Below are 25,933 nucleotides of genomic sequence, written 5' to 3'. Positions count from 1 at the left end.
GAATAGGTCATAGGAAGGCAGAATCAACAGCACGACGAAAGGATTCGAATAGAGGAATGTTTTTCCTGGCTCTGTTTTTTATAGCAAACCAATGATGCTCAATTTTGTTAAAATCTGGAGAATAAGGCGGCAGATACAAAATTTCTGCACCGACTCCTTTAGCGAGCTTGATAAGCTTATCAGACTTATGAAAAGTAGCATTATCAAGAATGACAGTTTGTCCAGGTTCTAAGATCGGTGCCAAAAATTGCTCAAACCATCCATTAAAAATATCCATATTACAGTGGCCTTCAAATGTTAATGGAGCAACTATCTTTCTTCTACTTAAGGCTGCAACCATGCTGATTCGTTGAGTTTTTTTTCCAGATTTTAGGGCATAAAATCGCTGTCCTTTCTGGCAATACCCATATGGATAGTCCTCCGTGTTATCAATCCCAGACTCATCTATATACACTAAGTTTTCTGGTTCTTTTGTTGCTATAATTTTTAAGAATTCAGCACGTTTTTCTTCGTTCCTTTCCTTGTATCCATATGTCTTTTTTTGCGCGTAAATCCAATTTTTCTGAGAGCTCGGTGGATCGTTTCGATACTAACGTTGCCCCAAAGTTTAGCCATTTCCGACAGAGTTTTTCTACCGTGTTTTTTAGCAAATTCGATAAACTTATTCCAGTCGATAATTTTCTGATTGTAACCTCCATTACCGAGTTTTTTGACTGAAAGTCGCCTGTTTCTTTTTTTCTTTGCTTCCACTCCCACAAAGTAGTTCGTCCAATTTTAAATCTTGCTGCCACTGCTTCTCTGCTTTCCCCTTCGTCTAGTGCTTCCATTGCTTTTTTTCTTAAATCATAACTATATGCTGCCGGCATCCAACCTCCTTATCGCCATCTATCCTTAATCTTATCATATCCGGACTTCTGTGGAAAGAGCTATATTAGCCAGCATTGCTTTTGCGACTTCAATTTTCCCTTCCTCTTTACCAATTTTTTTGCCTTTTTCAGTAGCAAGATCAAGTCTGTATTCAAGAATGGCTTCTTCTTTCCGTAGATCCATTATCCTTTCTTCGTAAGCTACTAAATCTTTTTCGTTCCAACGAAACTTGTCTAATTCATCATATGCTAGCTTTATTATTGGCGCTTTTTCTGCTATCTCTTTTAAGTCCTCTTCTGTTGTTTCTTCTGCGTATTTAAAAAAGAAACACCACCTTTCTACTATACTTTCTAACTGCTCTACTTTATTTTTTGCGAATTTAGGCAACTCAATAAAGACAAACTGAAAATCTTTTAAGTAATGGCCGTTAGTTTTTATATCACGTATATTGTGAGTAGAAATATAATCAACTTCTTCAGGAAGTAAGTTACAATTTGATATAGCAATAAAGAAGACTTTCTTTAAATCAATGTAGTTGCCAGATTTATCTAATTGTCTTGAGTAGGCTTTAGCGGCATATAATTGAGCGCGTTTTTCGAAGCCCTTGTCTCTAGCGAGCTGGTCAGGTAAGGAAGCAGTATTACTACTACCCCCTCCCTTAGAAACGCAGCATGCAGGTTTCCCAACACTACGCTTGAGCCCCTTATCTAAGTTCTTCTTTTCTAGAACCGGCTTGTCCTTCATGATTCCTCAGGAAACATCATTCTTAATGGTGACACCAACAGTAGAGAACCTTCTCTTGAGAAAGAGCTTGCTAACATTCTTGTTCGTTTCACTCTCTCATCAAAATACTTTTTCCATTTTAAGTCAAGGGGATTTGCATCCGCTCTGATTTTAACATGTCGTCTGATAGGTATATCAATCAGCTTAAGCAGTCTTAAATACCGTATCTCTTTTGGTTTGTTCTTGCATAGGGGTGCAGCAAAAACCCATTGGCGTTGACCCATTACTTTGAAGTAACGATTCTTTATCCAACGTAATCCTTTACGAGGATGTCCTTTCTTTGCCCATTTCCATAAACTATGCCAAATTTCATTGTCGATCTTTCTAAACGCTTTTTTAGCACACACATGGTGATAGTAATTTCCCCATCCTCTCAGTAGAGAGTTGAGTGACTTAATTACTATAGCCTGAGTGTTCGCTATATTTGCTTTTATCAATGTACGTGCTTTATTAAGAAGTCTTTTAATACTTTCTTTCGAAGGTTTAATAATTAACTTCTTATTATATCTACGTACATTACAACCAAGAAAGTCAAACCCTGTTGTGATAGATGTAATCTTTGTCTTCTCTTCTGACAGAATTAAACCTCGCTCATGAAGAAAAGATGATACTAAAGGCTTAACTTCCTTTTCCAGTACTTCATGTGTGAAACCTGAAATAATAAAGTCGTCTGCGTATCTGATTACATTCACTCCACTTCTGATTTTGTTTCTTTTTCTACTGCCGAGTTTACCAAATCGACTTTCCAATAACTTTTCAAGTCCGTTTAAGGCTAAATTGTCTAGTATTGGAGAAATTATACCACCTTGCGGGGTACCTGCAGTTGTGGGATACAGAGTTTTTGATTCTAGGAAGCCAGCTTTTAACCAACTATGCAGAATTTTTTTCTCCATAGGAATATGCTTCATAAGCCATTCATGATTAATGTTGTCAAAGCATCCTTTGATATCACCTTCAAGTATCCATTGTAGTTGATTACGACTTGCCAGTAACAAATGACAAGCTACTGTAGCATCTGCACAGGATCTTTTAGGTCTAAAGCCATAGGAGTGACGATCACTGATCGTTTCAGCTATCGGTTCCAGAGCAAACAGATATAATGCTTGCATGGCTCTATCTTTTATCGTGGGTATTCCAAGAGGTCTTCTTTTGCCATTAGATTTACTGATATAAATCCGTTTTAGCGGAGAAGGTTTATATCCTCTTTGCTTTAACTGCTTTATTCCTTGAAATTTAGCATTGCAAGTTGACCATAGTTGACGATCTACACCCGCTGTGTTTTTTCCTTGGTTTTCAGTTACTCTCTTAACAGCCAAAGCTTTTCCGCTAAAAGAGCGTGTGAGAAGATGTTGTAAAGTTTTTACCTTACCCCATCTTCCTTCTTGGACAGCCTTAACAATACATCTTTGTAGCCTCACAATAACTTTCTGGCATTTCTTCCATGGCAACTGCTTCCATGCTTCAAAGCTTTTGGTAGATGCACTTACAGGTTTACTTGTAATCATCTGCTTTCCTACCTTAAGTGGTTAACAAAGTTTCTTGTCACGAGGGACCAAACGGAAGTCTGCTCGTTTTCACGCGAATTAATGTTACAAATTCTATCCATTTCGTTACAAAATGGCATTCGCTTTCTCCATTCTCCTTTACCTGCACTTCCATCAGCATTCCTTGCGGTTTGCTTGCCATGTAGGCGAAAATACAGGCTTACCCTGTTTCTCCATTCATACAATAGTGGGTTAGGTGGCTTCTCTATACCGGTGGAGTTATTATTTGCGTACATCTAGAAATGAAAAATGTAACTTATCCACATTACCTTTTGGTCAGAGCTTATCAGCATCTTTAGCTCTTTCATCGTATCGGTACTTATAAAGCTTCACTTACGTTCACCATACCACTAGCCTAGCCCTCCAACCACATGATGCTTGCAGTTTATGCCCCTCTCACGATTGAGCATCTTCTTTTTCAAGAGGAGGTTCATTGTCCGCATCGCTTGGCACCAACCGGTTGCCCGATTCGCACTGATGCGTAGACTCAGACGGCAAAACATCTGGTTTAATAAGTTTTAGAATCCTTTCAGTTTCTTTCTGAATGAATTCCTCTCCTTTTAAACAATATGACCGAAGACTTTCAGGTCGCACCATTTCTGCTATATATCTATTTCCGTGAGAATCCTTGCAGAGAACATCAACAATACTTTGTTTATCAGAGGCAACTTCGGGATCCATAATAGTGCTAAGAAACTCAACTTCTTGTATTGCATTTATCTCAGTAAACCCTAAAATATCGTTCAAAAAGTGGATCAGGATATTCTTATTTTTTTCCGTTCCAAAGATTTTTTTGAAACACAAATCATTGCGAGGATCGAGAAATTTTGAAAGAGCCATGGCAAAAATGCTTGAAAATATTAATAATTATACACTATTATTAACAATTATTCAACCATATTTTTGAAGATAGCTAGTTTCTGTATTTATTTTAAATTGAAGAAAGCTCAAATGAAAGATCGTGCTTTGCTAAAAATCACAGAATGCAGTCTGGTTACAAATAAACTATTTTGACAGTTAATGGGGTCTAGTTTTGATGTATGGACTATCCAAAGAAAAGGGTGGTATCATAACTTCAAAAACTTTTATGCTTTCTTCATTCAGAAATTCATACTTACCCTGCATTATTCCTGACGGTACATTTAAGTAGGTTCCACTTGTGTATTTAAATACCTCTCCAGATTTTATCACAGGCTGTTCTCCGATAACACCAACTCCGGCAATTTCATTTACTTTGCCCTTATAATCTATTATTTGCCAATGACGACTTAACAATTGAATAGTTGATTGGCTTTTGTTTTTTATCTTAACGTTATACATCCATACATAGCAATTTTCATAAGGAATGGATTGCTCTTCAATGTAAATTGGTAAAACTGTAACTTCAACAAAGTTGGTAGTCAATGTGTATTCTAGAATCATTATAGAATATTCATGATAAAAAGATAACATTCTAATTATATACTTTTTTCATAGATTTTTCAAGTATACTTTAATTAGGAAATATCAATTTATAGTATGAATGAACCAGATGCGCTGAGCAAAAAAGTAATAGGAATAATAGGTGGTGGACAATTAGGTAAAATGACTGCTATCGCTGCAACAAAACTTGGACAAAAAACACATGTTTTTGCCAGTGCTAAAGACGATCCGGCTTGCTCTGTTGCTGATGATTTCACAATAGCAGATTTCTCTGATAAGAAAGCTCTTGAATCTTTTGCACAGAGTGTGGATTTAGTTACTATTGAGTCTGAAAATATTCCATGTAGTGCAATTGATATCGATGTAAATTTTTATCCGGGTAAAAAAGCGTTACACATTTCGCAGAACAGACTGAGAGAAAAGGATTTTATTAAAAACTTGGGTATAAAAACTGCTAACTATAAGAGTATACAAAATTATAATGAGCTACTGAAAAGCAGTAGAGCTTTTGGCTATCCAATAAGGCTGAAAACAACAGAAATGGGTTACGATGGAAAAGGACAATATGTGCTTGAGAATGATTCTGAAGTGAAGCAATTTGCTTCCTTTGATTGGAATACAGAGTACATTCTTGAAGCAAGTGTTGATTTACTGAAAGAGGTTTCAATAGTCGTTGCAAGAGATAAAAACTGTAAAGTAGCTTTTTTTCCTATAGCAGAAAATTACCACGTTGATGGAATACTTGATACTTCAACAGTGCCAGCTAAAATAGATAGCAAATTAACTCAAGAGGTACAACGAGCTGCAAAGAAAATAGCAAATGCGCTTGATGTAATAGGAATTCTGGCTATTGAATTTTTTGTTACTAAAGATAACGAATTGTTAGTTAATGAACTAGCTCCCAGACCTCACAATTCTTGCCACTGGAGCTTGGATGCATGTAACGTTAGTCAATTTGAACAGCTAGTTAGGATAATATGCGGGCTACCTATGCAGGAAGTAGTATTACGCTTTCCTTGTATGACAAAAAATATAATAGGTAATGATATATATGATTCTCATAAGTATTTGAGCAACGAAAAAGCTAGTTTAACCATATATGGGAAAAAAGAGGTTAGAGATAAGCGTAAAATGGGACATGTCAATATAGATTTAAGTTAACAGTTTTTCTACGTCATACCGCCACAACTGTACGAACATTGTGATATGAGAATAATCTCCGCCAGGAAGGGTGTCATCCCAGTGCCCAGACACTGGGATCCAGTTTTCCATATAATCTCATCGAAAACGTTGTAACCATCAACTATGTTTTTTAAAATTTTTTGAATTTAGTCTCATTTGTTGATAATTTTGTATTTTTATTCAATTGAAAAATGTATTTTGGTAACAAAGATCCTAGTTTATACAGAAAGAAATTTATATCAAACAGCAACCACTGCTTAGATTTTATGGTTAACGAATATGTGCTTTAAATGTGTGTAGACGCACATATCCGTTAACCTATTTTCTATGCAGATTTTTTTTTATTTCATATTAATTGCTTCTTTAAGTCTTGCATTGGCAATTACTATGATTTTTCGCATTAGAGCTGTTATAGCTACCATCTTCTTTTTACCTCTACCAATAAGATCAGAATAAAAAGCACCAAGTGCAGATTTATAGCTCTTTTTACAATAATCCGAACAGACCGTAATATGCTACTGGCCTGCTATAGCCATAAACACATATCTTATCGCATTCGGACTATTATAAGAAAGGCTATAGATCTTGCAGCAGCCATAGCAGCTGTGAAAAGCTTTGCACGAACATTGCTTCTACCACCTGTTATCCTTCGGTAACCAATAGTTTTACCGCTTTCTTTTGGATGTGGAGCAACTCCAGCAAGACTTGCAACTTCTTTTTTGTTTAGGTGGCCAAGTTCTGGCATTAGACACACAAAAACTTGTGATAACTTGAGACCTATTCCTGGCACTGTTCTCAAGATTTTTTGACGCTTTTGTAACTCTGGATTTTTATCAATAATTCTTTGTATGGCATCGTTGAACTCATTTATAGCCTTTCTTATAATAGTCCGAATGCGATAAGATATGTGTTTATGGCTATAGCAGGCCAGTAGCATATTACGGTCTGTTCGGATTATTGTAAAAAGAGCTATATCTGACTGGTAAAAAAGTCTATTGTTTTTTGGCAACTTTCCTTTATATAGTCGTTTTCAGGTGCTGCAAGCCTACATTTCTCTTGAGTTCTCATTTGCGTAATGTCATCACGACGTTGACAGAGTGCAACTAAGGCGGTTTGTTCTTTTGACATAGGCACAAATAGAGATAGAGCACTATAGCGTTCAAAACCATATTGAGCAAGGGCTCTTGCATCTGATTGATCTGTCTTTGCTAAAGTTCCATGTGATATGATAAAACTTTTTACTTTACGAGTATTAGCTCGATGTACAGCAACATTCTTATCAACAAGAAAATGTGCTAAGCCAAGCTCATATTTTCCAGTGTTTTCTAAAGTTACTAGAGAATTAGGTAGGATATCTGAAAATTTTTGAAACAACTGTTGCCAACCAGTAGCATCATTGTCAAACTTGATAGCGCTCCTTTGGTTATAAGCTGCAGCAACATTTTTAAATTTTCCGATATCAATGCCAATGAAATTTTGATAAGATGTAATCATAATAAATAACCTCGATAGTTTAATTAATTTAAGATTGTAAACGGGTGCATACATATGTCCCATGCAACTATTCAAACGTATCGAGAGATGGGGCTAGTTTACCTTGATGGCTACGGTTGTAATACCAACTTTCATTCGGTCGCACACGCCCGTGATAGCCCTATTCCTATAGTGAGTAGGGTTATCTTTCCCTCTTATCTCTTTTATATCACATTTTTAACTTACAACTTTCAACAAGCTTAGAATAAAAGGCGCCAAGTATAGATTTTGACCTTGTAGCAGCCATAGCGGCTGTAAAGAGCTTTGAACGAACGTTACTTCTACCACCTGTAATCCTTCGGTAACCAACAGCTTTACCACTTTCTTTTGGATGCGGTGCAACTCCGGCAAGACTTGCTACTTCTTTTCTATTTAAGTAACCAAGCTCTGGCATTAAACACAAAAAATCTTGTGATAACTTTTTACCTATTCCAGGAACTGTTTTAAGAATTTTTTGGTGTTGTTGTAATTCGCGGCTTTCATCAATAATCTTTTGTATAGTATCATTGAGTTCGTTTATTTGACTATCGAAAAACTCAATGGTCTTTTGACAGCTTTCTTTTATATGATCATTTTCCGGTGCTTCAAGTCTGCATTTTTCTTGAGTTCTCATTTGCGTAATATCATCACGACGTTGACAAAGTGCAGCCAAAGTTGATTGTTCTGTAGAGGTAGGTACAAATAGAGAGATAGTTCTATGGCGTTCAAATCCATATTGAGCAAGAGCTCTTGCATCTGATCTATCAGACTTTGCTAAAGTTCCGTGAGATAAAATAAAGCTTTTTACTTTACGAGTATTAGCTCGATGCACGGCAATATTTTTGTCGGTAAGAAAATGTGATAAGCCAAGCTCATATTTCCCTGTATTTTCTAAAGTCACTAAAGCATTAGGTAGAATATCTGAAAACTCTTGAAATAATTGTTGCCAACCAGAAGCATTATTATCAAATTCGACAGCATTCTTCTGTTTGTGAATTGCAACGACATTTTTAAATTTTCCGATGTCAATGCCAATAAAATTTTGATAAGATGTAACCATAATAAACCTCGATAGTTTTAGTTAATTTAAGATTGTAAACGGGTGCATATATATGTCCCAAGCAACTATTCAAACGTATCGAGAGATAGGGCTAGCGTACCTTGATACCAACGGTTGTAATACCAATTTCCTTTCGGTCGCGCACGCCCGCTATTCCTAGTGAGCAGGGTTATCTTTCTCTCTTATCTCTTTTATATCACGTTTTTAACTTACAATTGCCTTAGATGGAAAATAGAGATATTACATAAAATTTTAAATCCGGTCTCAAAGTTGAAGAATGTAGGCTTGGAATAGCAGAAAGACTAATGAGATATCTAACAGTTATGAGTATTATTGCTTGGAGGATCTTCTTTATTACATCAATTGCAAGAGCTAACCCAACATTACCATGTATAGCTCTTTCCACAGAAGTCCGGATATGATAAGATTAAGGATAGATGGCGATAAGGAGGTTGGATGCCGGCAGCATATAGTTATGATTTAAGAAAAAAAGCAATGGAAGCACTAGACGAAGGGGAAAGCAGAGAAGCAGTGGCAGCAAGATTTAAAATTGGACGAACTACTTTGTGGGAGTGGCAGCAAAGAAAAAAAGAAACAGGCGACTTTCAGTCAAAAAAACTCGGTAATGGAGGTTACAATCAGAAAATTATCGACTGGAATAAGTTTATCGAATTTGCTAAAAAACACGGTAGAAAAACTCTGTCGGAAATGGCTAAACTTTGGGGCAACGTTAGTATCCAAACGATCCACCGAGCTCTCAGAAAAATTGGATTTACGCGCAAAAAAAGACATATGGATACAAGGAAAGGAACGAAGAAAAACGTGCTGAATTCTTAAAAATTATAGCAACAAAAGAACCAGAAAACTTAGTGTATATAGATGAGTCTGGGATTGATAACACGGAGGACTATCCATATGGGTATTGCCAGAAAGGACAGCGATTTTATGCCCTAAAATCTGGAAAAAAAACTCAACGAATCAGCATGGTTGCAGCCTTAAGTAGAAGAAAGATAGTTGCTCCATTAACATTTGAAGGCCACTGTAATATGGATATTTTTAATGGATGGTTTGAGCAATTTTTGGCACCGATCTTAGAACCTGGACAAACTGTCATTCTTGATAATGCTACTTTTCATAAGTCTGATAAGCTTATCAAGCTCGCTAAAGGAGTCGGTGCAGAAATTTTGTATCTGCCGCCTTATTCTCCAGATTTTAACAAAATTGAGCATCATTGGTTTGCTATAAAAAACAGAGCCAGGAAAAACATTCCTCTATTCGAATCCTTTCGTCGTGCTGTTGATTCTGCCTTCCTATGACCTATTCGGACTATTATGAGAAATGCTATAAGAGGTTGTCCGGAAACTAGTAAATTCAAGCATATTCCCTCTTTAACATAACCCTACTCATAGCTAGGTATATGAAATTCTCAGTGGATGTTGTGAGTAAATCATACTCCTTCGATAGCCTTCTATTCCTATTAACCCAAGCAAAAGTCCTTTCTACAACCCATCTTCTTGGCTGTACTTTAAACCCTTGTTCTCTTGTTGGTAGTAGCTCAGGTGGAGTATCTTTGTGCACCCAAAATCTACATGGAGGCCTTTTAACAATTTCAATATCTATGTCATATTCTTCCTTTATGTGATTCTTTAAATTTCTTCCTTGGTATCCCATTTCAGCCCACATTTTTTTAACTTTAGTATATTTTGTTCTCATATTGTTTAATGCTATTTTAATACCATCTCTATCATTTTCGTTAGCAGCGCCTACGTAACAACCTAGTATAAAACCCTGAGTGTCTGTAATTATATGCCTTTTTCTACCCTTTACTTTTTTACTTCCATCATAGCCTTTGATCCCCCCTTTTCTGTAGTCTTTACAGATTGACTATCTACTATACAGGCACTCGGCTGCTCATTCATTCCTATTTTTCTTCTACTATATTTTGTAATTTCATAATTCATTTTCTCAAAAATTCCCTGCTTCTTCCATTGCCTGAACTGCTCATACACAGTCTTCCATAGCGGAAAATCATTTGGTAAATACCGCCATTGACACCCTGTACGCAATACATAGAAAATTGCTTCTAATATTTCTTTTTTGCTATACTTTGGCGGCCTTCCTCCTTTCTTGTATGATACTCTGAAGTGTTTTTCTATTCTTGCCCATTCCCTTTCGCTTAGATCTGTTGGATACTTTTTTCTCATCTTTACCCCGTACTAAAATTTCAGATATTATAGCCTTTTACTTGTTTCCGGACAACCTCTAAAAGAGTTTTCTGATCTTATTGATAAAATAAAAGAACACCCTTTTAATGTTGAATTGATAAATAATACATTAGATTATGAAAAATTCAAATTCTACCTTCAGCAGGATTTTCTGTATTGTATAGATTGCGCTCGTGCTTTTTTAATTGTTGCAGCTAGAGTTGATGATATTGAAATGATGAGTAGTTTAATCAATTTGGCACAAGGAGCATTTTATGTTCGAGAACAGTATAAAAAATATTTTGAAGATTGTGATCTATCTGATGATCACAAAAAGTCAAGAGCTTGTTCTGCCTTTACTGACTTTTTCATGAGTGCCGCATATCACAATTCTGTTAATGAAGCTTTAGTAGCATCTTATTCTTGCTTTAACATATACCAAATCGTTATACGCCATATGGTAAATGAGATAACAACTAAAGGGGTTAAAAATAACAAATACAAAGAGTGGATCAACATTTATAGTAGCGAAACAGTAAATGCTGTAATTGATGAGGTTACTGATATTACAAATAAGCTATATAAAAAAGCTAGTGACTGTGAAAAAAAGAGGATGTATGAGTTTTTTAAGAAAGGGCTGGAATTAGAAATAATGTTTTGGGATGAGGCATATTACTCTAATATATCTAGCAAAGAATATTAGCAGCGGATTATTTACGTTAACTTGATCTTTTATCGGTAACTACAGTGTTCAGTGGCATAATTAGGAGCTGTTACGGGTCAAATCTTTTAAAGGATATAATTGAGCATCCTTTTAATGTTGAGTTAGCGAATAACACCCTAAATATAGAGAACTTCAAATTCTATGCTCAACAAAAGACGTTGTTCTTAGGTGATTATATTCGTACCACCTTAATTACTGCATCCAAAATGGAAGATTATAGTAGTATTATCTCGCTTGCTGAAGTAGCCCAAAGAGTAGTGACTGTTAATAGAATGCTATATGACTACTACTTTACTATGTACGGTATAAGTCGCGAAAAGAAATCTCTTGAGTGTTTTAATTTCACTAATTTTCTTTTATCCATCTCGCATAGTAATACCTATGAGGCTATGACGGTTTTGTATTCTTGCATGTTTATATACGAGACTGTCGTTGATAGCATGAAAAATAGATTCAAGAAAAATAATAGATATAGGGATTGGTTTAATTTTTGTTACAGTGATTCAGTAAAGTCTGGATGCATTATTTTGGAAAATATTGTTGATGGATATTGCAGCAGAGCAAGAGAAAACGAAAAGAGCAGAATGCTTGAGTTGTTTAGAATAACTGCACAATTTGTGTTAGATTTTTTGAACGGTGCATATAATTTTTCAAGATTCAATCAATTTCCTAAGGAACATTGACAATTTTAAGCTAATTTGTATCCTTAATAAGTATTTTTTAAAATGCTATGAAAAGTAAAGAACATGATTTTCATTTAGTGGATCCAAGCCCTTGGCCAATTGCTGTATCAGCAGCAATTCTTATTCTTGCACTTGGATTAGTTGGCGCGCTTCATAAACAAATTGTCGGAATGTTTTGTTTAGTTTTGGGAATCTCCGCAGTATCAGGGGTGCTGTTTTATTGGTGGAGAGATGTAATAAGGGAGGCCATTTATGACAAATGTCACACTGCCATTGTAAAACATGGACTCAAATTTGCAATGTACTTGTTTATTCTCTCGGAGGTCGTATTTTTTATAGTGTTCTTTTGTTCATTCTTTAAAGCCTGGCTTGATCCAGTTTTTTTATTTGAGGCGTTTTCTCCTGCAAAAAAAGTTGAATGGCCCCCTGAGGGAATTTTGCCACCTGATCCGTGGTCACTACCATTCATGAATACATTAATATTATTGCTTTCTGGTACAACAATTACTTGGGCAAATCACTCTTTACTTAAAAATGATAAAAAGAGCATGATTAAAATGCTGTCCATAACTATATTGCTTGGAGTTTTTTTTATAATAGTGCAAGCAATAGAGTATCATGAAGCGAGTTTTTCTCTACAAGAAACAGGAGAAAAGCTTATTTATACATCCAATTTTTATATGATTACCGGTTTTCACTGCGCACACGTTATAATAGGAATAATATTTTTATCAGTGTGTTTATTTAGAGCACGGAAAGGCCAATTTACACTTCAGGACCATTTGTGCTTTGAGTTTGCCTCCTGGTATTGGCACTTTGTAGATGTAGTCTGGATATTTTTATTTTTGTTTGTCTATTGGTTAAGCGTTTATTAAGTGGTTAAAATAATAGGTCTAGATCCAGGAATAAGCAAGACTGGGTGGGCCATTATCAGCCTGAACGAAAAAAATAATATTGAATTTTTGGGCGGCGGTACCATATCAACTGATGGTAAATTGGGTACAGGTGAACGCCTACATATAATTTTTGAACAATTAAAGAAAGTAATTTCCCTATACTCTCCGAATGAAGCTGCGGTGGAGAAAATTTTTGTTAATAAAAATCCTAAATCTTCACTAACTTTAGGATATGCAAGAGGGGTTGTAATTTTAGCGTTAAAAATAACAAAGCTAACTATGAATGAATATGATGCAAACTATGTAAAAAAAAGCATTACCGGAAGTGGCCATGCTGATAAGGATCAGATTATATTTATGGTGAAGCAAATAGTTAAAAATTTGAGTATAAAATGCCACCATGCTGCTGACGCTCTTGCTGTAGCAATTTGTCATGCTTATACGAAAGGTTCTTGTTTTGTTGAATAACTTTTATATGGGATTCAGTTTGAAGATTTCCAGATCTGGAAAAACTATTTGATTGTATTTATCTTGTCTAACGTTCGTTGCAAAATAATACATGCGGAGATTTTATCATCTATTTTTTTCGATTTTGTGATTGATATTCCAGTAATTTTTAGTGTATGAGTTGCGATAGATGTTGAGAAGCTTTCGTCTTGTAAGTATATATTTACTTTATATTTTTTTATTATTTTATTTGCGAATTGGATTATAGTTTTACACCATTTAGTTTCTTGCTCGTCCATTTTTAATGGTAGTCCTATTACCATTGATCCAGATTCATTTTCTTTGAATATTCTATGCAGATAACCTAAATCTTTGCTCATATTTTTTCTGTGATATATGCTATGAGCTGTGGCTATGAGCTGTGTTTTATCGCTAAATGCTATGCCTATTTGCTTTTCTCCCATGTCAAGGCACATTATGCGCTTATCTTTTGGAATAGACTTTAGAAACTCATCTGGATTTCTATGTAGCATCTATTAGACTTCCTTTAAAGTGACCTTACCAAAAAAGTGGAGAGAAAGTTAAGAAAATTTTTTACAAAAAGAATAATGAATCAAATTGCTCAGGAATGCAATAGACTTCTTGCATAACCCAAACTAAGTAGAAAAAAGGTATCATCTAAGTAGCTGACACTGGTTTCCATCCAAAAGGGCAGTGCCCCTATGATGTCATTCCAGTGCTTGACACTGGAATCCAGACTTTAATTGTTATACTTGTAAATAAGTCTGGTGAGAATAGACGTTCATCTCAAAATGCAGTATTTTTGTTGAAATAGCTCAACTGGATTCCAGCGGGCTTTGTTGCATCGCTCTTCGGATAGTAGGTAACGCACAATAAATTTATGAAGCTATCTCAAATTTAGCCATACCAATATCAGTGAACTTATTGAGCAAATAGCATTTAACAAGTAGTTCCTTCTCTCTATTTGTCTCAGATTTATTCCTAAAACTAAACCCGAATGTTTGTTTCAGTTGCGAGAAAAAACTTTCTATATAAGATCTTTTTCCATAACTCATCTCTTTTTTCCACTTCTTTATACCATCTTCATCATATGACTTTATGAGCTTGACTGCAGAATTTCTCTCAGCCATATAGTCTAACTTTGGATGCTCTGCTGCGTTGTTTTTCGGAGGAATTTTCGTTTTTATACCATATTGATTACACAGCTTATAGAGCTTTTCTCTGTCATATGCCCTATCTGCATATAGTACTTTTATGACATACTGAAAATCGACTTCTTTTAGCAAATCACAAGCTCCATAGTGATCAGAGTAGACACCGTTACTGTATTTTACAGCTATGGCTTTTTTGTTGTTTATATTCAACATTACGTGCAATTTTCTCGTTTGCTCATAGCCACGATATTTTCTGTCAGTGCTATTTTCCTTGCTGTGACCAGGAGTGTTGTTGTATATACTAATTCCTGTACTGTCTATAGCAATTTCGATATCTTCCATATTATTTTTATCAATTCTGCAATCATTTATCTTAATATTAAGTTTCTTAAACCTTCTTGATGCTTGTGAATAGCTGATAACTGCCAAATCTCTTCCTATTTGTTGCAAATACCCTTTTATAAACCCGACTGTTTGTCTTAAACCAATTCTAAAGAAACTGACGATTATATGCACCAAAATCACAACTTTATCACTATAAATATAGTTGCCGCCCTGCATTTTTGGACAATTCTCGTACCAATTTTCTATGGCGTCATTGATATAACAAAAAATGCTTCCTCTTTCTTGGAGAAATTTGTTATATTCATGGCAGTTACTGACTCTCATTTTTTGTGGCATATTTTTTCTTCAACAGTTAAATGGCTATTTATAATGAATTTTGTCAGTAACTGCCAGTTCTTTTTACTTGAGCGATGCAACAAAGCCATTCCAGCGTCACGCGCTGGAATGACACCTTTGTGTTTGCATAGCTGTACGAACATTGTGATTTGAGAGCAATCTCCACAAGGGAGGATGTCATTCCAGTGCCCAGACACTGGAATCCAGGAAAAAGAATGGTGTCATCCAAGTAGCTGACACTGGGATGGCTTTGTTGCATCGCTAGCTATGATGGATTAAAGATAAAAAAGATAGGGAATATCAGTAGCTTATTATTCTGGTATTTATAACAAGAACAGTCAATGAATACCTAAATTTGAGTAAAAGAAATTTCACTACCATTTACCAATCCGGCTAAAATTCAAGAATTTCAATGCTTTAGCTATTTTCAATAGAATTAAATTTATTAATATAAATAACAAATTACTATTCTTAAATTTGATCAGATTGATTGCAAAAAAACAAGATTTTCAATAGGTTGCTTATAATCCTAACTATAGTTAGCCTTTCATAAGTAGCGATGCAACAAAGCCCACTGGGATCCAGAAGACTTAATTTCAACCAAATAATAAAGGCTGGATCCCAGTGCTTGGCACTGGAATGACAGCAATCCTACGTCATACCGCGATTCATTCGCGGTATCTCGGCCGCTAACAAGTAGCGGGATGACGGTTATCGTTTAGCTACAAACATTAAGAAATTTACCAAACGAAAAAAAAGGCAAAAGAAGCCCCGTGGTTGGCTAATTACTTACATTATACTTTCAAGTATGGCGTTTTTTTATTCTAAACACTTAATAACCGCGATTCAGTTGCTTTTAAACCGCAACTAATCTAAATTATAAACGTTAAGAAATTTACTAAACAGAAAAAAAGGCAAAAGAAACCCTAGGGTAGCTAGTTATTCACTATCCATTTTTTAAGTTGGCGTTTTTTTATGTTTTAAACGCTTTATAAGCGCGTTTCAGCTTATGTAGGTAGAAGTTTTATAAAGACATAAGGTGCACATAGTGCAAAAAATTAAACATGAGACGCCAGATACGTGAGTTTTTTTGTCATTTAATCTGTACAGAGAAGATAAATAAATAGCTTCAGTTTCATGATAAGGGGGCTGGCGGAGTTTGTCAAGTAAGTTTTTCGTTTAATTTTTCGTCCTGTTTCTACGGGTTGCATACCACTTAGCTAACATGAGTTTTGTTTTGACTTTTTGTGTTAATTTTGCAGAATATTAAGATTATCATTTAAATAAAATACATGACGAAAGAGGATTGGGAAGCAGTAATTGGGCTTGAGGTGCACGCTCAAGTTTCTTCTAATACGAAGCTATTTTCTAGCTCATCAACGGAGTTTGGTGCTGAGCATAACACTCAAGTTTCTCTAGTTGATGCGGCAATGCCAGGTACGCTGCCAATACTAAATTATTACTGCATAGAGCAAGCAATACGCACTGGTCTTGCACTTTCTGCAGAAATTAATAAGTATTCTTACTTTGATCGGAAAAATTATTTTTATCCTGATTTACCACAAGGTTACCAGATAACTCAGTTTTTTGAGCCAATAGTTAAAAACGGTAGAGTATTTATCAACGACAATGAAAAAGAAATAAGAATTGCGAGAATTCATTTAGAGCAAGATGCAGGAAAGAGCGTTCATGAGGAAAGCAGAACTTATGTAGAGTTAAATCGTGCAGGGGTTGCTTTAATGGAAATTGTTTCAGAACCAGATCTCCGTTCATCTGCGGAAGCTGCAGAATGCATGAAAAGATTAAGGCAGATTTTGCGTTATATTGGTTCGTGTGATGGTGATATGGAAAAGGGATCACTTCGTTGTGATGCAAATGTTTCTGTTCGCCTAAAAGGCAGTAGTACATTTGGCACTCGTTGTGAAATAAAAAATCTGAACTCGATACGTTATATTGTGCAAGCTATAGACTATGAAATACAAAGACAAATTGAAATTTTAGAAAGTGGAGAAGAAATAAGTCAAGATACCTTATTGTTTGATGTTGCTTTGGGAAAAACAAAAGTGATGAGAAGCAAAGAGGATGCAAGCGACTATAGATACTTCCCTGAGCCTGATTTATTACCTGTTGAGGTAAGCCAGGAGAAAATTGATTTAATTCAATCATCTTTGCCCGAGTTGCCAGATCAAAAAAAGCTGCGATACATTGAGGAATTGGGTATCAACGAATACGATGCAAACGTCATTACCTCCGATAAAGCAATTGCTGATTATTTTGAGGAATTGATAAAAAAACATGATTCAAAGCTCGCGGTCACCTGGTTAACTGTAGAGCTTTTCGGTCGTTTAAATAAAGCAAATATTGATATTGTGAGCTCTCCAATCAAAGCCAATGCCCTGTCCGAGCTCTTAGATTTTATCGTTGATGGAACGATCTCTGCTAAACTTGGTAAACAAGTTTTTGATATTATGTTTGAAACTGGAAAGCCTGCATCCCTTATTATAGAAGAGCAGGACCTAAAGCAAATAACCGATAAAGGTCAAATATCAGAAGTTATCGACAAAATCATCAATAACAACCAAGATAAAGTTCAAGAATACAAAAGCGGTAAAACAAAGTTATACGGATTCTTTGTCGGCGAAGTTATGAAACTCACCAAGGGGAAAGCCAGCCCTGATGTCGTGAATTCAATTTTGAGTGAAAGATTAAGTAATTAGTCACATTTTTTTATTTACATAACAGCACATCTCGTAGATATTCCAAGGTCTTTGTTACGATATCTGTATATCATGACATATAACTTTTTTACTATTTGTCGGTACTATTTTTAAAATTATGTGAGGTTGAGGATGCTTGAAACTTATCCTGTTTGGGGGTCAAAATGCTCTCGCCATGGTATTGACTATCAAGAGTTGTGGCTCATATTATTTCTCATGCGTGTGATGGATAAAAAATGTCCTTTCCGCCTAGCTACAGAATTGAAGTCAGCTGCAGGCTTTGATGATGTTGTTCTCCAATGTAAGCAAAATAAAACAACAATACATAGGTTTGTGCAAGTCAAACACAAACAAGATGGAACTGAAAAAATCAGTGTAGGTAGCTTATTGACAAAGAGTAGTGAGTTTAACTTGTTAAAATATTTTATTGCTTATTTAAAAATCAAAAGTAATGGAAAGTTCAAGGGTGAAATGAAGTATTTTGCTATTGTTACAAATATTGATTCTGATTTTACAGATTCAGCACAACACGAAGTGAGAAAGCTAAGAATGATGTCGAGTGGAAAGAATAAAGAAAAGGAAATTTCAGTTATAAGGGTAGATATACAAGATGAATTTCTGGATGTAGGCGATGGTGCAAGATATAGAATTAATGATTCAGACGGTAGTATTGCTCAATACTTAGAGCAAAATATGGATTTTATAAAGGGTAAGGTAGGTAGAGAAGTCAGTGATAAAGAAGTCGAAGACTTTTTAAATGAATTAGTGTTTGCGGTTAATTTGCCCAATGAAAGTCAGCTAAAAGAATTGTTTAAAGGTGAGATGAGTGGTAGATTGGCCAAAAAGTTCGGCTATGTTGGTGACAATGAAATCTTTTGCAATGACCTTCTGGAGAAAATATCAGATTGGGTGAAAGATATAAAAGGACGTTTTCTTTCGCCAGAAGAAGGAAAAGAATTTTTCCAAAAAGTGGAGCTATGGGCCAGCACTCTATGTGGGATAGAACGAGGGGTAAAGAAAGGGAATAAAGGAATTGATATAGCTCTTTCCACAGAAGTCCGGATATGATAAGATTAAGGATAGATGGCGATAAGGAGGTTGGATGCCGGCAGCATATAGTTATGATTTAAGAAAAAAAGCAATGGAAGCACTAGACGAAGGGGAAAGCAGAGAAGCAGTGGCAGCAAGATTTAAAATTGGACGAACTACTTTGTGGGAGTGGAAGCAAAGAAAAAAAGAAACAGGCGACTTTCAGTCAAAAAACTCGGTAATGGAGGTTACAATCAGAAAATTATCGACTGGAATAAGTTTATCGAATTTGCTAAAAAACACGGTAGAAAAACTCTGTCGGAAATGGCTAAACTTTGGGGCAACGTTAGTATCGAAACGATCCACCGAGCTCTCAGAAAAATTGGATTTACGCGCAAAAAAAGACATATGGATACAAGGAAAGGAACGAAGAAAAACGTGCTGAATTCTTAAAAATTATAGCAACAAAAGAACCAGAAAACTTAGTGTATATAGATGAGTCTGGGATTGATAACACGGAGGACTATCCATATGGGTATTGCCAGAAAGGACAGCGATTTTATGCCCTAAAATCTGGAAAAAAAACTCAACGAATCAGCATGGTTGCAGCCTTAAGTAGAAGAAAGATAGTTGCTCCATTAACATTTGAAGGCCACTGTAATATGGATATTTTTAATGGATGGTTTGAGCAATTTTTGGCACCGATCTTAGAACCTGGACAAACTGTCATTCTTGATAATGCTACTTTTCATAAGTCTGATAAGCTTATCAAGCTCGCTAAAGGAGTCGGTGCAGAAATTTTGTATCTGCCGCCTTATTCTCCAGATTTTAACAAAATTGAGCATCATTGGTTTGCTATAAAAAACAGAGCCAGGAAAAACATTCCTCTATTCGAATCCTTTCGTCGTGCTGTTGATTCTGCCTTCCTATGACCTATTCGGACTATTATGAGAAATGCTATACTACCTTATTAGCTGAAGAAGAATGGAAAGTTTTATACGTTAAAATACACAGAAAACCATGTCCAAGTGTAGTTCCCAACATAAAAGAAGCTGTTTCATGAACTTGGAGGCCATTTAGCAAGAAAAAATGACCCAAAACCAGGACCAATTACTCTTTGGAAAGGATATAAACGTCTCTTTGATTTAGCAGAAGGATGGCGACTTGCTCACGAACCTCATATTTGTGGGTAATAGTAAGATTTGATATGCTGCCAACACTTATGTTCAAATTAAAAATGTCATTTATGATACTAGCCACTTCACGCTTTGAGTTTTTGTAAAATCCGCTGAGTGCTGCAATTATAGACTTAACCCTTGGACCAAATGTATCTGGCGTAACACCTTCTGGTAACTTGCTACTTTTTCTTTTTCTGCATCTCCAACAACGACCATGTTCCAATTACTACATAAGGCCTAATTTCCGGAAGATCAACTTTTTGGTGAACATAAGGTTTTTCGCATATTACAAGCTTTCCTCCGCATTCGCAAATATTAGGCAACTCTATTTTTACTACTTTATCCGCTTCCATTGTGGCATGAAAATTTCCTTTATGCCCAACCTGATCGCCAACATTCCTTTCGCTTTTTGGCTTGTCCTTTTTTATTTTGTATAGCTCTTTTGAGCTGGGCAGGGATGAGTTTTTTGAATTTAAACCGAGCCTTTCCTTTAATTCAGCGTTCTCTATCTTTAAAGCTTTATTTTCTGCTTTTAAGTTTTCTATCTCTGCTTTCAGTTTTTCTATTTTTTGCTGTAAATTTTTGCAAAGTTTTCAAAGGTTTACCACATTACCTCACTTTTGCTCTATGATTATCTTTATTATCTTGCTTTGTCTACCTTATTCTACCACTCCGCTGAACGGATACAATTTACTAAACAGAAAAAAAGGCAAAAGAAACCCTAGGGTAGCTAGTTATTCACTATCCATTTTTTAAGTTGGCGTTTTTTAATGTTTTAAATAGCGCATTTCAGCTTATATTAGGTAAAAACCTAGAAATTTTATAAAGACATAAGGTGCACATAGTGCAAAAAATTAAGCATGATTTACGCCAAATACATTAAGTTTTTTGTCATTAATCCACTGCAGAGATTGCGAAGATAAATAAATAGCTTCAGTGTTATAATAAGGGGGCTGGCGAAGCTTGTCAAGGAAGTTTTTATGATTTATCTAACGAACTTTACACTTGCTAAAGTTGTACCATCTTGGTAACTTTAACTGAAAGAAGTTATTTTTTATCCAATATGAAAAAAGCCTTTATATTCACATCCTTAATAGCAATTATATTGATAGTTATTACTTATTTATACAGAAACGACGGAACTAATGACTCACAAGTGGTAAATGTTTATTCATCGCGCAAAGAAGAATTAGTACGTACTTTGTTTGATGAATTCACGAAAAATACAGGTATTAAAGTACGTTACATCATTGATGATTATTCTCAGCTACTTTCACGAATGGAAAACGGTGGTGAAGCTGACTTATTTTTGACTGCTGATGCAATCAACTTAATTCTAGCAAAAAAAAGAGGACTTTTATCTCAAGTAGATTCAGAGGTTTTAAAAAGTGTTATACCTGCAAGATTTAGAGACAGTGAAGATTATTGGTTTGGTCTTACAAAAAGAGCTAGGATATTGGTTTACAATAAAGAGTCAGTAGACCCTAAGGACTTAAGTACTTATGAAGATTTAGCAAATGAAAAATGGAAAGGAAAAATATTAGTGCGTTCTTCTACAAGTCCATATAACAGATCGTTAATTGCTTTTATGATTGCAAATAATGGTTTTGAAAAGACGAAAGAATGGGTAAGCGGAATTGTGAGCAATATGGCAAGAAAACCAAGTGGTGGTGATACTGATCAAATTTACGCCGTAGCAGCGGGTGAGGGAGATGTTGCAATAGTAAACAGCTACTACTTTGCGAGAATTCTTTCATCAGAAAATAAAAAGAATGTTGCAGACAAGCTAGGGGCTTTTTTTCCTAATCGCAACGATCACGGTGTAATGGTAAACATCAGTGGTGCAGCAGTAACAAAAAACGCAAAAAACAGGGAAAATGCTATAGTCTTATTGGAATTTTTAGTAAGCAAGCAGGCTCAAGAGTTATACGCTAAAAAAAACCAAGAATATCCTATTATTGAAGGCGTTGAAACTTCCGATATACTAAAATCTTGGGGAAATTATTCACAAAGTGATTTGCCTCTAAGTGAACTTGAGAAGCATCTTTTTGAGGCTGTTATGATAGCGGATGAGTGTAAGTGGAAGTAATCCCCAGCGCCACTAAACATTGGGATGAAAGATTTATGCTAATATACCTTACTCTTGACTCGCTGAACTTTTTCTTCCTTCTAACTTAATTTTGACTTTACTATCTTTTTCCGTTCTTTCACCAAAACAATTGCTGCACAAGAAGTCTATTGAAAAAAGGTAATAAGAAAGTAGAATAGGTTCAAGTAGTTGAAAAGGAAACTATGAACAAGAGAAGGAATTTGTTAAACATCTCAGACCTTACAGTCGATGATGTAGAAAATATAACCAAGTTGGCCAACCAGTACCTTAAAAAAGAAGTTGCAAATAGTAATATCTTGGAAAATAAGACAGTAATAAATTTATTCTTTGAAGATTCAACGCGTACACTTGCGTCTTTTGAAATAGCAGCAAAAAGCCTTGGAGCAAATGTTGTAACTTTGCCAATAAGATCTTCTTCTATTAACAAGGGAGAAGATCTAAAAGACATGATCAAAACATTAAATGCAATGAATCCTGATTACATAATAATCAGGCATAAAAGTAGTGGTATCATTAATACACTGGCAAAGTATGTTAACTGCTCGCTAATCAATGCAGGCGATGGAAGTAGTGAACATCCAACTCAAGCTCTTGCAGACTATCTTGTAATCAGCAATCACAAAAAGCAAATAAAGGACCTCAAAGTTGTGATATGTGGAGATATTCTGCACAGTAGAGTTGCAAGATCAAATATAAGATTGCTAAAAATGTTTGGAGCAGAGATAAACTTGGTCGCACCACCAACTTTGATTTGTAAGCATTTTCCTGAAGTAGATTCAGTCCATTATTCATTAATTGAAGGTATAAAGGATGCTGACGTAATTATGCTTTTGAGATTGCAGAAAGAGCGCATGAATAATAGTTCTTCAGAGAAAGAATATTTTTATTTGTATGGACTTGATTCACAAAAGCTATCATACGCAAAACCAGATGCGATTGTTATGCACCCAGGGCCAATAAACAGAGGGATTGAGATTAGCAGCGATGTAGCAGATTGTGTTATTTTACAGCAAGTAGAATTTGGATTGGCAATACGTAAGGCAGTGTTGCACTATTATAGGCCTTGCTAATATTAAAAGATGCTACACAACTAATGCAAAAAGGTGGGGCATGAAATGACAAGGCTTGTAAATGGTTTGAGAATGGCCATTAAGATGTTAAGGCCGAGGATATGGTGTGGAAGTTTTTACGAAAGCCTGAAGTCAATCAACAACCTTGCAGAACGGCAAATTAGACGGCTATCGTAAAAACAGCTTTTTCACCTGGTCGGAACATGGAGAAAGATTTGTGGAAAGAATGTTGTCGATATTTTTGACATCACGTCTCAATGGCCAAAATCCCTTCCAAAAGTTACGACTGCTTAGTTCTTTATTCATTCTCACAATCCGTGAACGGTTACAACCTAGATTCCAGTGGGCTTTGTTGCATCGCTAGCTATGATGGATTAAAGATAAAAAAGATAGGGAATATCAGTAGCTTATTATTCTGGTATTTATAACAAGAACGGTCAATGAATACCTAAATTTGAGTAAAAGAAATTTCACTACCATTTATAGCATTTCTCATAATAGTCCGAATAGGTCATAGGAAGGCAGAATCAACAGCACGACGAAAGGATTCGAATAGAGGAATGTTTTTCCTGGCTCTGTTTTTTATAGCAAACCAATGATGCTCAATTTTGTTAAAATCTGGAGAATAAGGCGGCAGATACAAAATTTCTGCACCGACTCCTTTAGCGAGCTTGATAAGCTTATCAGACTTATGAAAAGTAGCATTATCAAGAATGACAGTTTGTCCAGGTTCTAAGATCGGTGCCAAAAATTGCTCAAACCATCCATTAAAAATATCCATATTACAGTGGCCTTCAAATGTTAATGGAGCAACTATCTTTCTTCTACTTAAGGCTGCAACCATGCTGATTCGTTGAGTTTTTTTTCCAGATTTTAGGGCATAAAATCGCTGTCCTTTCTGGCAATACCCATATGGATAGTCCTCCGTGTTATCAATCCCAGACTCATCTATATACACTAAGTTTTCTGGTTCTTTTGTTGCTATAATTTTTAAGAATTCAGCACGTTTTTCTTCGTTCCTTTCCTTGTATCCATATGTCTTTTTTTGCGCGTAAATCCAATTTTTCTGAGAGCTCGGTGGATCGTTTCGATACTAACGTTGCCCCAAAGTTTAGCCATTTCCGACAGAGTTTTTCTACCGTGTTTTTTAGCAAATTCGATAAACTTATTCCAGTCGATAATTTTCTGATTGTAACCTCCATTACCGAGTTTTTTGACTGAAAGTCGCCTGTTTCTTTTTTTCTTTGCTGCCACTCCCACAAAGTAGTTCGTCCAATTTTAAATCTTGCTGCCACTGCTTCTCTGCTTTCCCCTTCGTCTAGTGCTTCCATTGCTTTTTTTCTTAAATCATAACTATATGCTGCCGGCATCCAACCTCCTTATCGCCATCTATCCTTAATCTTATCATATCCGGACTTCTGTGGAAAGAGCTATACCAATCCGGCTAAAATTCAAGAATTTCAATGCTTTAGCTATTTTCAATAGAATTAAATTTATTAATATAAATAACAAATTACTATTCTTAAATTTGATCAGATTGATTGCAAAAAAACAAGATTTTCAATAGGTTGCTTATAATCCTAACTATAGTTAGCCTTTCATAAGTAGCGATGCAACAAAGCCATTCCAGTGTCAGCTACTTTCATAACACCATATTACCTTAACAAAAGCAAATGTTCGTACAGATGTGCATCAGCTACTTTCATCTGCCACCTGCAAATTGCAATGTTCGTACAGTTATGTGTCACGCTACTTGGATGACACCGTTGAAAGAAATGAACCGCCTTTTCAAAATTGTTTTGAATAGAGGAATAACATTCACAAGTAAAATTTCATATTACCATTTTTTAATTTATGTATTATAATAAGCTTAATCTATAAGAAAAACAAAGTTGGAAAAGTTGGAAGAACTAAGCAAAAACTGGGTGATAAGAACGGGAAGATTTTTATCTTCATTGTTTTTTTTACTGTTGATTGCGCTATCAATACGTAGTTTTTTATTCGAGCCATTTCATATACCTTCTGGTTCAATGAAAAGCACCCTACTTGAAGGGGATTACATTTTTACTAGTAAATATTCATACGGTTACAGTAAACACTCCTTTCCATTTTCTCCAAACATTTTTAGCGGCAGGATTTTTTATACCCCTCCAAAGCGTGGCGACATAGTAGTTTTCAAACCCACAAGAAATGACAGCATCAGGTTTGTTAAGCGAGTAATAGGAACACCAGGTGACAAAGTGCAAATGATAGAGGGAGAATTATGCCTAAATGATCAGAAAGTAGAGCGAAGGCAAATTGAAAGTTTTTTTGATTATGAGTCAAATCGTAACATACCAAGATATATAGAAACGCTTTTAAGTGGCAAGGAACATGAGATTTTGGTAGATGACATTTCTAATAAGCTATCATATAACACTCCGGTTTATTATGTACCTAACGATCAATTTTTCGTTATGGGAGACAATAGAAATAATTCTTTAGATAGTAGGTTTCCTGAAGTTGGTTTTGTACCAATGGAAAATATCATTGGGCGTGTAAGCATAGTTGGTTTATCATTTAAATTAGGAAAGGTCGATTGGTTACCATTTAATTTCAGGTTACCTGTTGCTTTGAGATTAAATAGGGTATTGCACAAGGTTGTGTAAG

The 25,933-nt window shown here is 35.5% G+C and carries 17 protein-coding genes and 11 pseudogenes; 14 read left to right on the top strand and 14 right to left on the bottom strand.

Translation table 11 applies throughout. The annotated features are described in order from the left end of the window. Nucleotides 1–7: 7 nt before the first annotated feature. From ABWU67_RS05960 to apaG, 5 genes and pseudogenes are all read right to left on the bottom strand, one after another. Nucleotides 8–866 (bottom strand): annotated as a pseudogene (locus ABWU67_RS05960) (IS630 family transposase). Nucleotides 867–900: 34 nt separating this feature from the next. Next, nucleotides 901–1,611 (bottom strand): Rpn family recombination-promoting nuclease/putative transposase, encoded by a 711-nt coding sequence (locus ABWU67_RS05955; RefSeq protein ID WP_353281923.1) that lies wholly within the window; start codon nt 1,609–1,611, stop codon nt 901–903. Next, nucleotides 1,608–3,155 carry a group II intron reverse transcriptase/maturase gene (ltrA, locus tag ABWU67_RS05950; RefSeq protein WP_353281921.1) on the bottom strand — a complete coding sequence of 516 codons (1,548 nt, stop codon included), beginning with the start codon at nt 3,153–3,155 and terminating at the stop codon, nt 1,608–1,610. The genes ABWU67_RS05955 and ltrA overlap by 4 nt, the downstream gene beginning before the upstream one ends. Before the next feature lie 633 nt (nt 3,156–3,788). Then, nucleotides 3,789–4,034: pseudogene (locus ABWU67_RS05945) on the bottom strand (PD-(D/E)XK nuclease family transposase); the annotation flags it as partial. 177 nt (nt 4,035–4,211) lie between these two features. After that, nucleotides 4,212–4,613 (bottom strand): Co2+/Mg2+ efflux protein ApaG, encoded by a 402-nt coding sequence (apaG, locus tag ABWU67_RS05940; RefSeq protein WP_179951370.1) that lies wholly within the window; start codon nt 4,611–4,613, stop codon nt 4,212–4,214. Nucleotides 4,614–4,712: 99 nt separating this feature from the next. Between apaG and ABWU67_RS05935 the strand changes: the two genes are divergently transcribed. Beyond that, nucleotides 4,713–5,777, top strand: a complete 1,065-nt coding sequence (locus ABWU67_RS05935) for a 5-(carboxyamino)imidazole ribonucleotide synthase (RefSeq protein ID WP_006279559.1) — start codon at nt 4,713–4,715, stop codon at nt 5,775–5,777. Nucleotides 5,778–6,139: 362 nt separating this feature from the next. Here the strand turns inward: ABWU67_RS05935 and ABWU67_RS05930 are convergent. From ABWU67_RS05930 to ABWU67_RS05915, 4 pseudogenes are all read right to left on the bottom strand, one after another. Further along, a pseudogene (locus ABWU67_RS05930) lies at nt 6,140–6,274 on the bottom strand (IS110 family transposase); the annotation flags it as partial. A gap of 104 nt (nt 6,275–6,378) precedes the next feature. Continuing rightward, nucleotides 6,379–6,669 (bottom strand): annotated as a pseudogene (locus ABWU67_RS05925) (transposase); the annotation flags it as partial. A gap of 104 nt (nt 6,670–6,773) precedes the next feature. Beyond that, nucleotides 6,774–7,292 (bottom strand): annotated as a pseudogene (locus tag ABWU67_RS05920) (IS110 family transposase); the annotation flags it as partial. A 211-nt stretch (nt 7,293–7,503) separates the two neighbouring features. Continuing rightward, nucleotides 7,504–8,370: pseudogene (locus ABWU67_RS05915) on the bottom strand (IS110 family transposase); the annotation flags it as partial. Nucleotides 8,371–8,586: 216 nt separating this feature from the next. On the opposite strand from ABWU67_RS05915, the pseudogene ABWU67_RS05910 reads away from it, so the two are divergent. Both ABWU67_RS05910 and ABWU67_RS05905 read left to right on the top strand, forming a co-directional pair. Beyond that, a pseudogene (locus ABWU67_RS05910) lies at nt 8,587–8,780 on the top strand (IS4 family transposase); the annotation flags it as partial. 46 nt (nt 8,781–8,826) lie between these two features. Beyond that, nucleotides 8,827–9,686, top strand: a protein-coding gene (locus ABWU67_RS05905; protein WP_156518142.1) for an IS630 family transposase whose coding sequence is annotated in 2 segments (ribosomal slippage) — nt 8,827–9,151 and nt 9,151–9,686 — 861 coding nt in all. Because the reading frame shifts where the segments join, the coding sequence is not laid out codon by codon here. A gap of 55 nt (nt 9,687–9,741) precedes the next feature. Here ABWU67_RS05905 and ABWU67_RS05900 read toward each other — a convergent pair. Then, nucleotides 9,742–10,574, bottom strand: a protein-coding gene (locus ABWU67_RS05900; protein ID WP_353281801.1) for an IS5-like element ISWpi1 family transposase whose coding sequence is annotated in 2 segments (ribosomal slippage) — nt 9,742–10,205 and nt 10,205–10,574 — 834 coding nt in all. Because the reading frame shifts where the segments join, the coding sequence is not laid out codon by codon here. 115 nt (nt 10,575–10,689) lie between these two features. Here ABWU67_RS05900 and ABWU67_RS05895 point away from each other — a divergent pair. From ABWU67_RS05895 to ruvC, 4 genes are read left to right on the top strand one after another with little or no spacing between them, the layout of a single operon-like run. Then, the gene (locus ABWU67_RS05895; protein ID WP_223823049.1) at nt 10,690–11,277 is read left to right on the top strand and encodes a TenA family protein; all 588 of its coding nucleotides are present in this window, start codon (nt 10,690–10,692) and stop codon (nt 11,275–11,277) included. Nucleotides 11,278–11,321: 44 nt separating this feature from the next. After that, nucleotides 11,322–11,981 (top strand): TenA family protein, encoded by a 660-nt coding sequence (locus tag ABWU67_RS05890; RefSeq protein ID WP_010962391.1) that lies wholly within the window; start codon nt 11,322–11,324, stop codon nt 11,979–11,981. Between the two features lie 47 nt (nt 11,982–12,028). Then, a complete protein-coding gene (locus ABWU67_RS05885; RefSeq protein ID WP_006279354.1) occupies nt 12,029–12,856 on the top strand; it encodes a cytochrome c oxidase subunit 3 in 828 nt (275 codons plus the stop codon). Next, nucleotides 12,857–13,345 (top strand): crossover junction endodeoxyribonuclease RuvC, encoded by a 489-nt coding sequence (gene ruvC, locus ABWU67_RS05880; protein WP_353281918.1) that lies wholly within the window; start codon nt 12,857–12,859, stop codon nt 13,343–13,345. A 44-nt stretch (nt 13,346–13,389) separates the two neighbouring features. Here the strand turns inward: ruvC and ruvX are convergent, their stop codons facing one another. Both ruvX and ABWU67_RS05870 read right to left on the bottom strand, forming a co-directional pair. Further along, the gene (gene ruvX / locus ABWU67_RS05875) at nt 13,390–13,857 is read right to left on the bottom strand and encodes a Holliday junction resolvase RuvX (RefSeq protein ID WP_010082183.1); all 468 of its coding nucleotides are present in this window, start codon (nt 13,855–13,857) and stop codon (nt 13,390–13,392) included. Nucleotides 13,858–14,223: 366 nt separating this feature from the next. After that, nucleotides 14,224–15,180: an IS5 family transposase gene (locus ABWU67_RS05870; RefSeq protein ID WP_341813885.1), complete on the bottom strand. Its 957-nt coding sequence runs from the start codon at nt 15,178–15,180 to the stop codon at nt 14,224–14,226. Nucleotides 15,181–16,472: 1,292 nt separating this feature from the next. Between ABWU67_RS05870 and gatB the strand changes: the two genes are divergently transcribed. From gatB to ABWU67_RS05850, 4 genes and pseudogenes are all read left to right on the top strand, one after another. Then, entirely contained in the window at nt 16,473–17,897 is a 1,425-nt protein-coding gene (gene gatB, locus ABWU67_RS05865) for an Asp-tRNA(Asn)/Glu-tRNA(Gln) amidotransferase subunit GatB (protein WP_151807778.1), read from the top strand. Nucleotides 17,898–18,029: 132 nt separating this feature from the next. Next, nucleotides 18,030–18,965: a hypothetical protein gene (locus tag ABWU67_RS05860; RefSeq protein WP_353281915.1), complete on the top strand. Its 936-nt coding sequence runs from the start codon at nt 18,030–18,032 to the stop codon at nt 18,963–18,965. A 34-nt stretch (nt 18,966–18,999) separates the two neighbouring features. Beyond that, nucleotides 19,000–19,858, top strand: a pseudogene (locus tag ABWU67_RS05855) (IS630 family transposase). 29 nt (nt 19,859–19,887) lie between these two features. Beyond that, nucleotides 19,888–20,119 (top strand): annotated as a pseudogene (locus ABWU67_RS05850) (IS4 family transposase); the annotation flags it as partial. Between the two features lie 7 nt (nt 20,120–20,126). On the opposite strand, the pseudogene ABWU67_RS05845 reads toward ABWU67_RS05850, so the two are convergent. Further along, a pseudogene (locus ABWU67_RS05845) lies at nt 20,127–20,670 on the bottom strand (DUF6444 domain-containing protein); the annotation flags it as partial. 497 nt (nt 20,671–21,167) lie between these two features. Between ABWU67_RS05845 and ABWU67_RS05840 the strand changes: the two are divergent. Next, nucleotides 21,168–22,193, top strand: coding sequence for a Fe(3+) ABC transporter substrate-binding protein (locus tag ABWU67_RS05840; protein ID WP_010082338.1), 1,026 nt, complete (start codon nt 21,168–21,170; stop codon nt 22,191–22,193). A 203-nt stretch (nt 22,194–22,396) separates the two neighbouring features. Further along, nucleotides 22,397–23,284: an aspartate carbamoyltransferase catalytic subunit gene (locus ABWU67_RS05835; protein WP_353281913.1), complete on the top strand. Its 888-nt coding sequence runs from the start codon at nt 22,397–22,399 to the stop codon at nt 23,282–23,284. Between the two features lie 511 nt (nt 23,285–23,795). Here the strand turns inward: ABWU67_RS05835 and ABWU67_RS05830 are convergent. Continuing rightward, nucleotides 23,796–24,654 (bottom strand): annotated as a pseudogene (locus ABWU67_RS05830) (IS630 family transposase). Nucleotides 24,655–25,185: 531 nt separating this feature from the next. Here ABWU67_RS05830 and lepB point away from each other — a divergent pair. Further along, nucleotides 25,186–25,932 (top strand): signal peptidase I, encoded by a 747-nt coding sequence (gene lepB, locus ABWU67_RS05825; RefSeq protein WP_353282238.1) that lies wholly within the window; start codon nt 25,186–25,188, stop codon nt 25,930–25,932. Nucleotide 25,933: the final 1 nt, after the last annotated feature.

It is taken from the genome of Wolbachia endosymbiont (group A) of Aleiodes leptofemur, assembly GCF_964028465.1.
GTDB lineage: Bacteria > Pseudomonadota > Alphaproteobacteria > Rickettsiales > Anaplasmataceae > Wolbachia > Wolbachia pipientis.
This window is presented reverse-complemented; position numbering and strand designations above follow the sequence as displayed.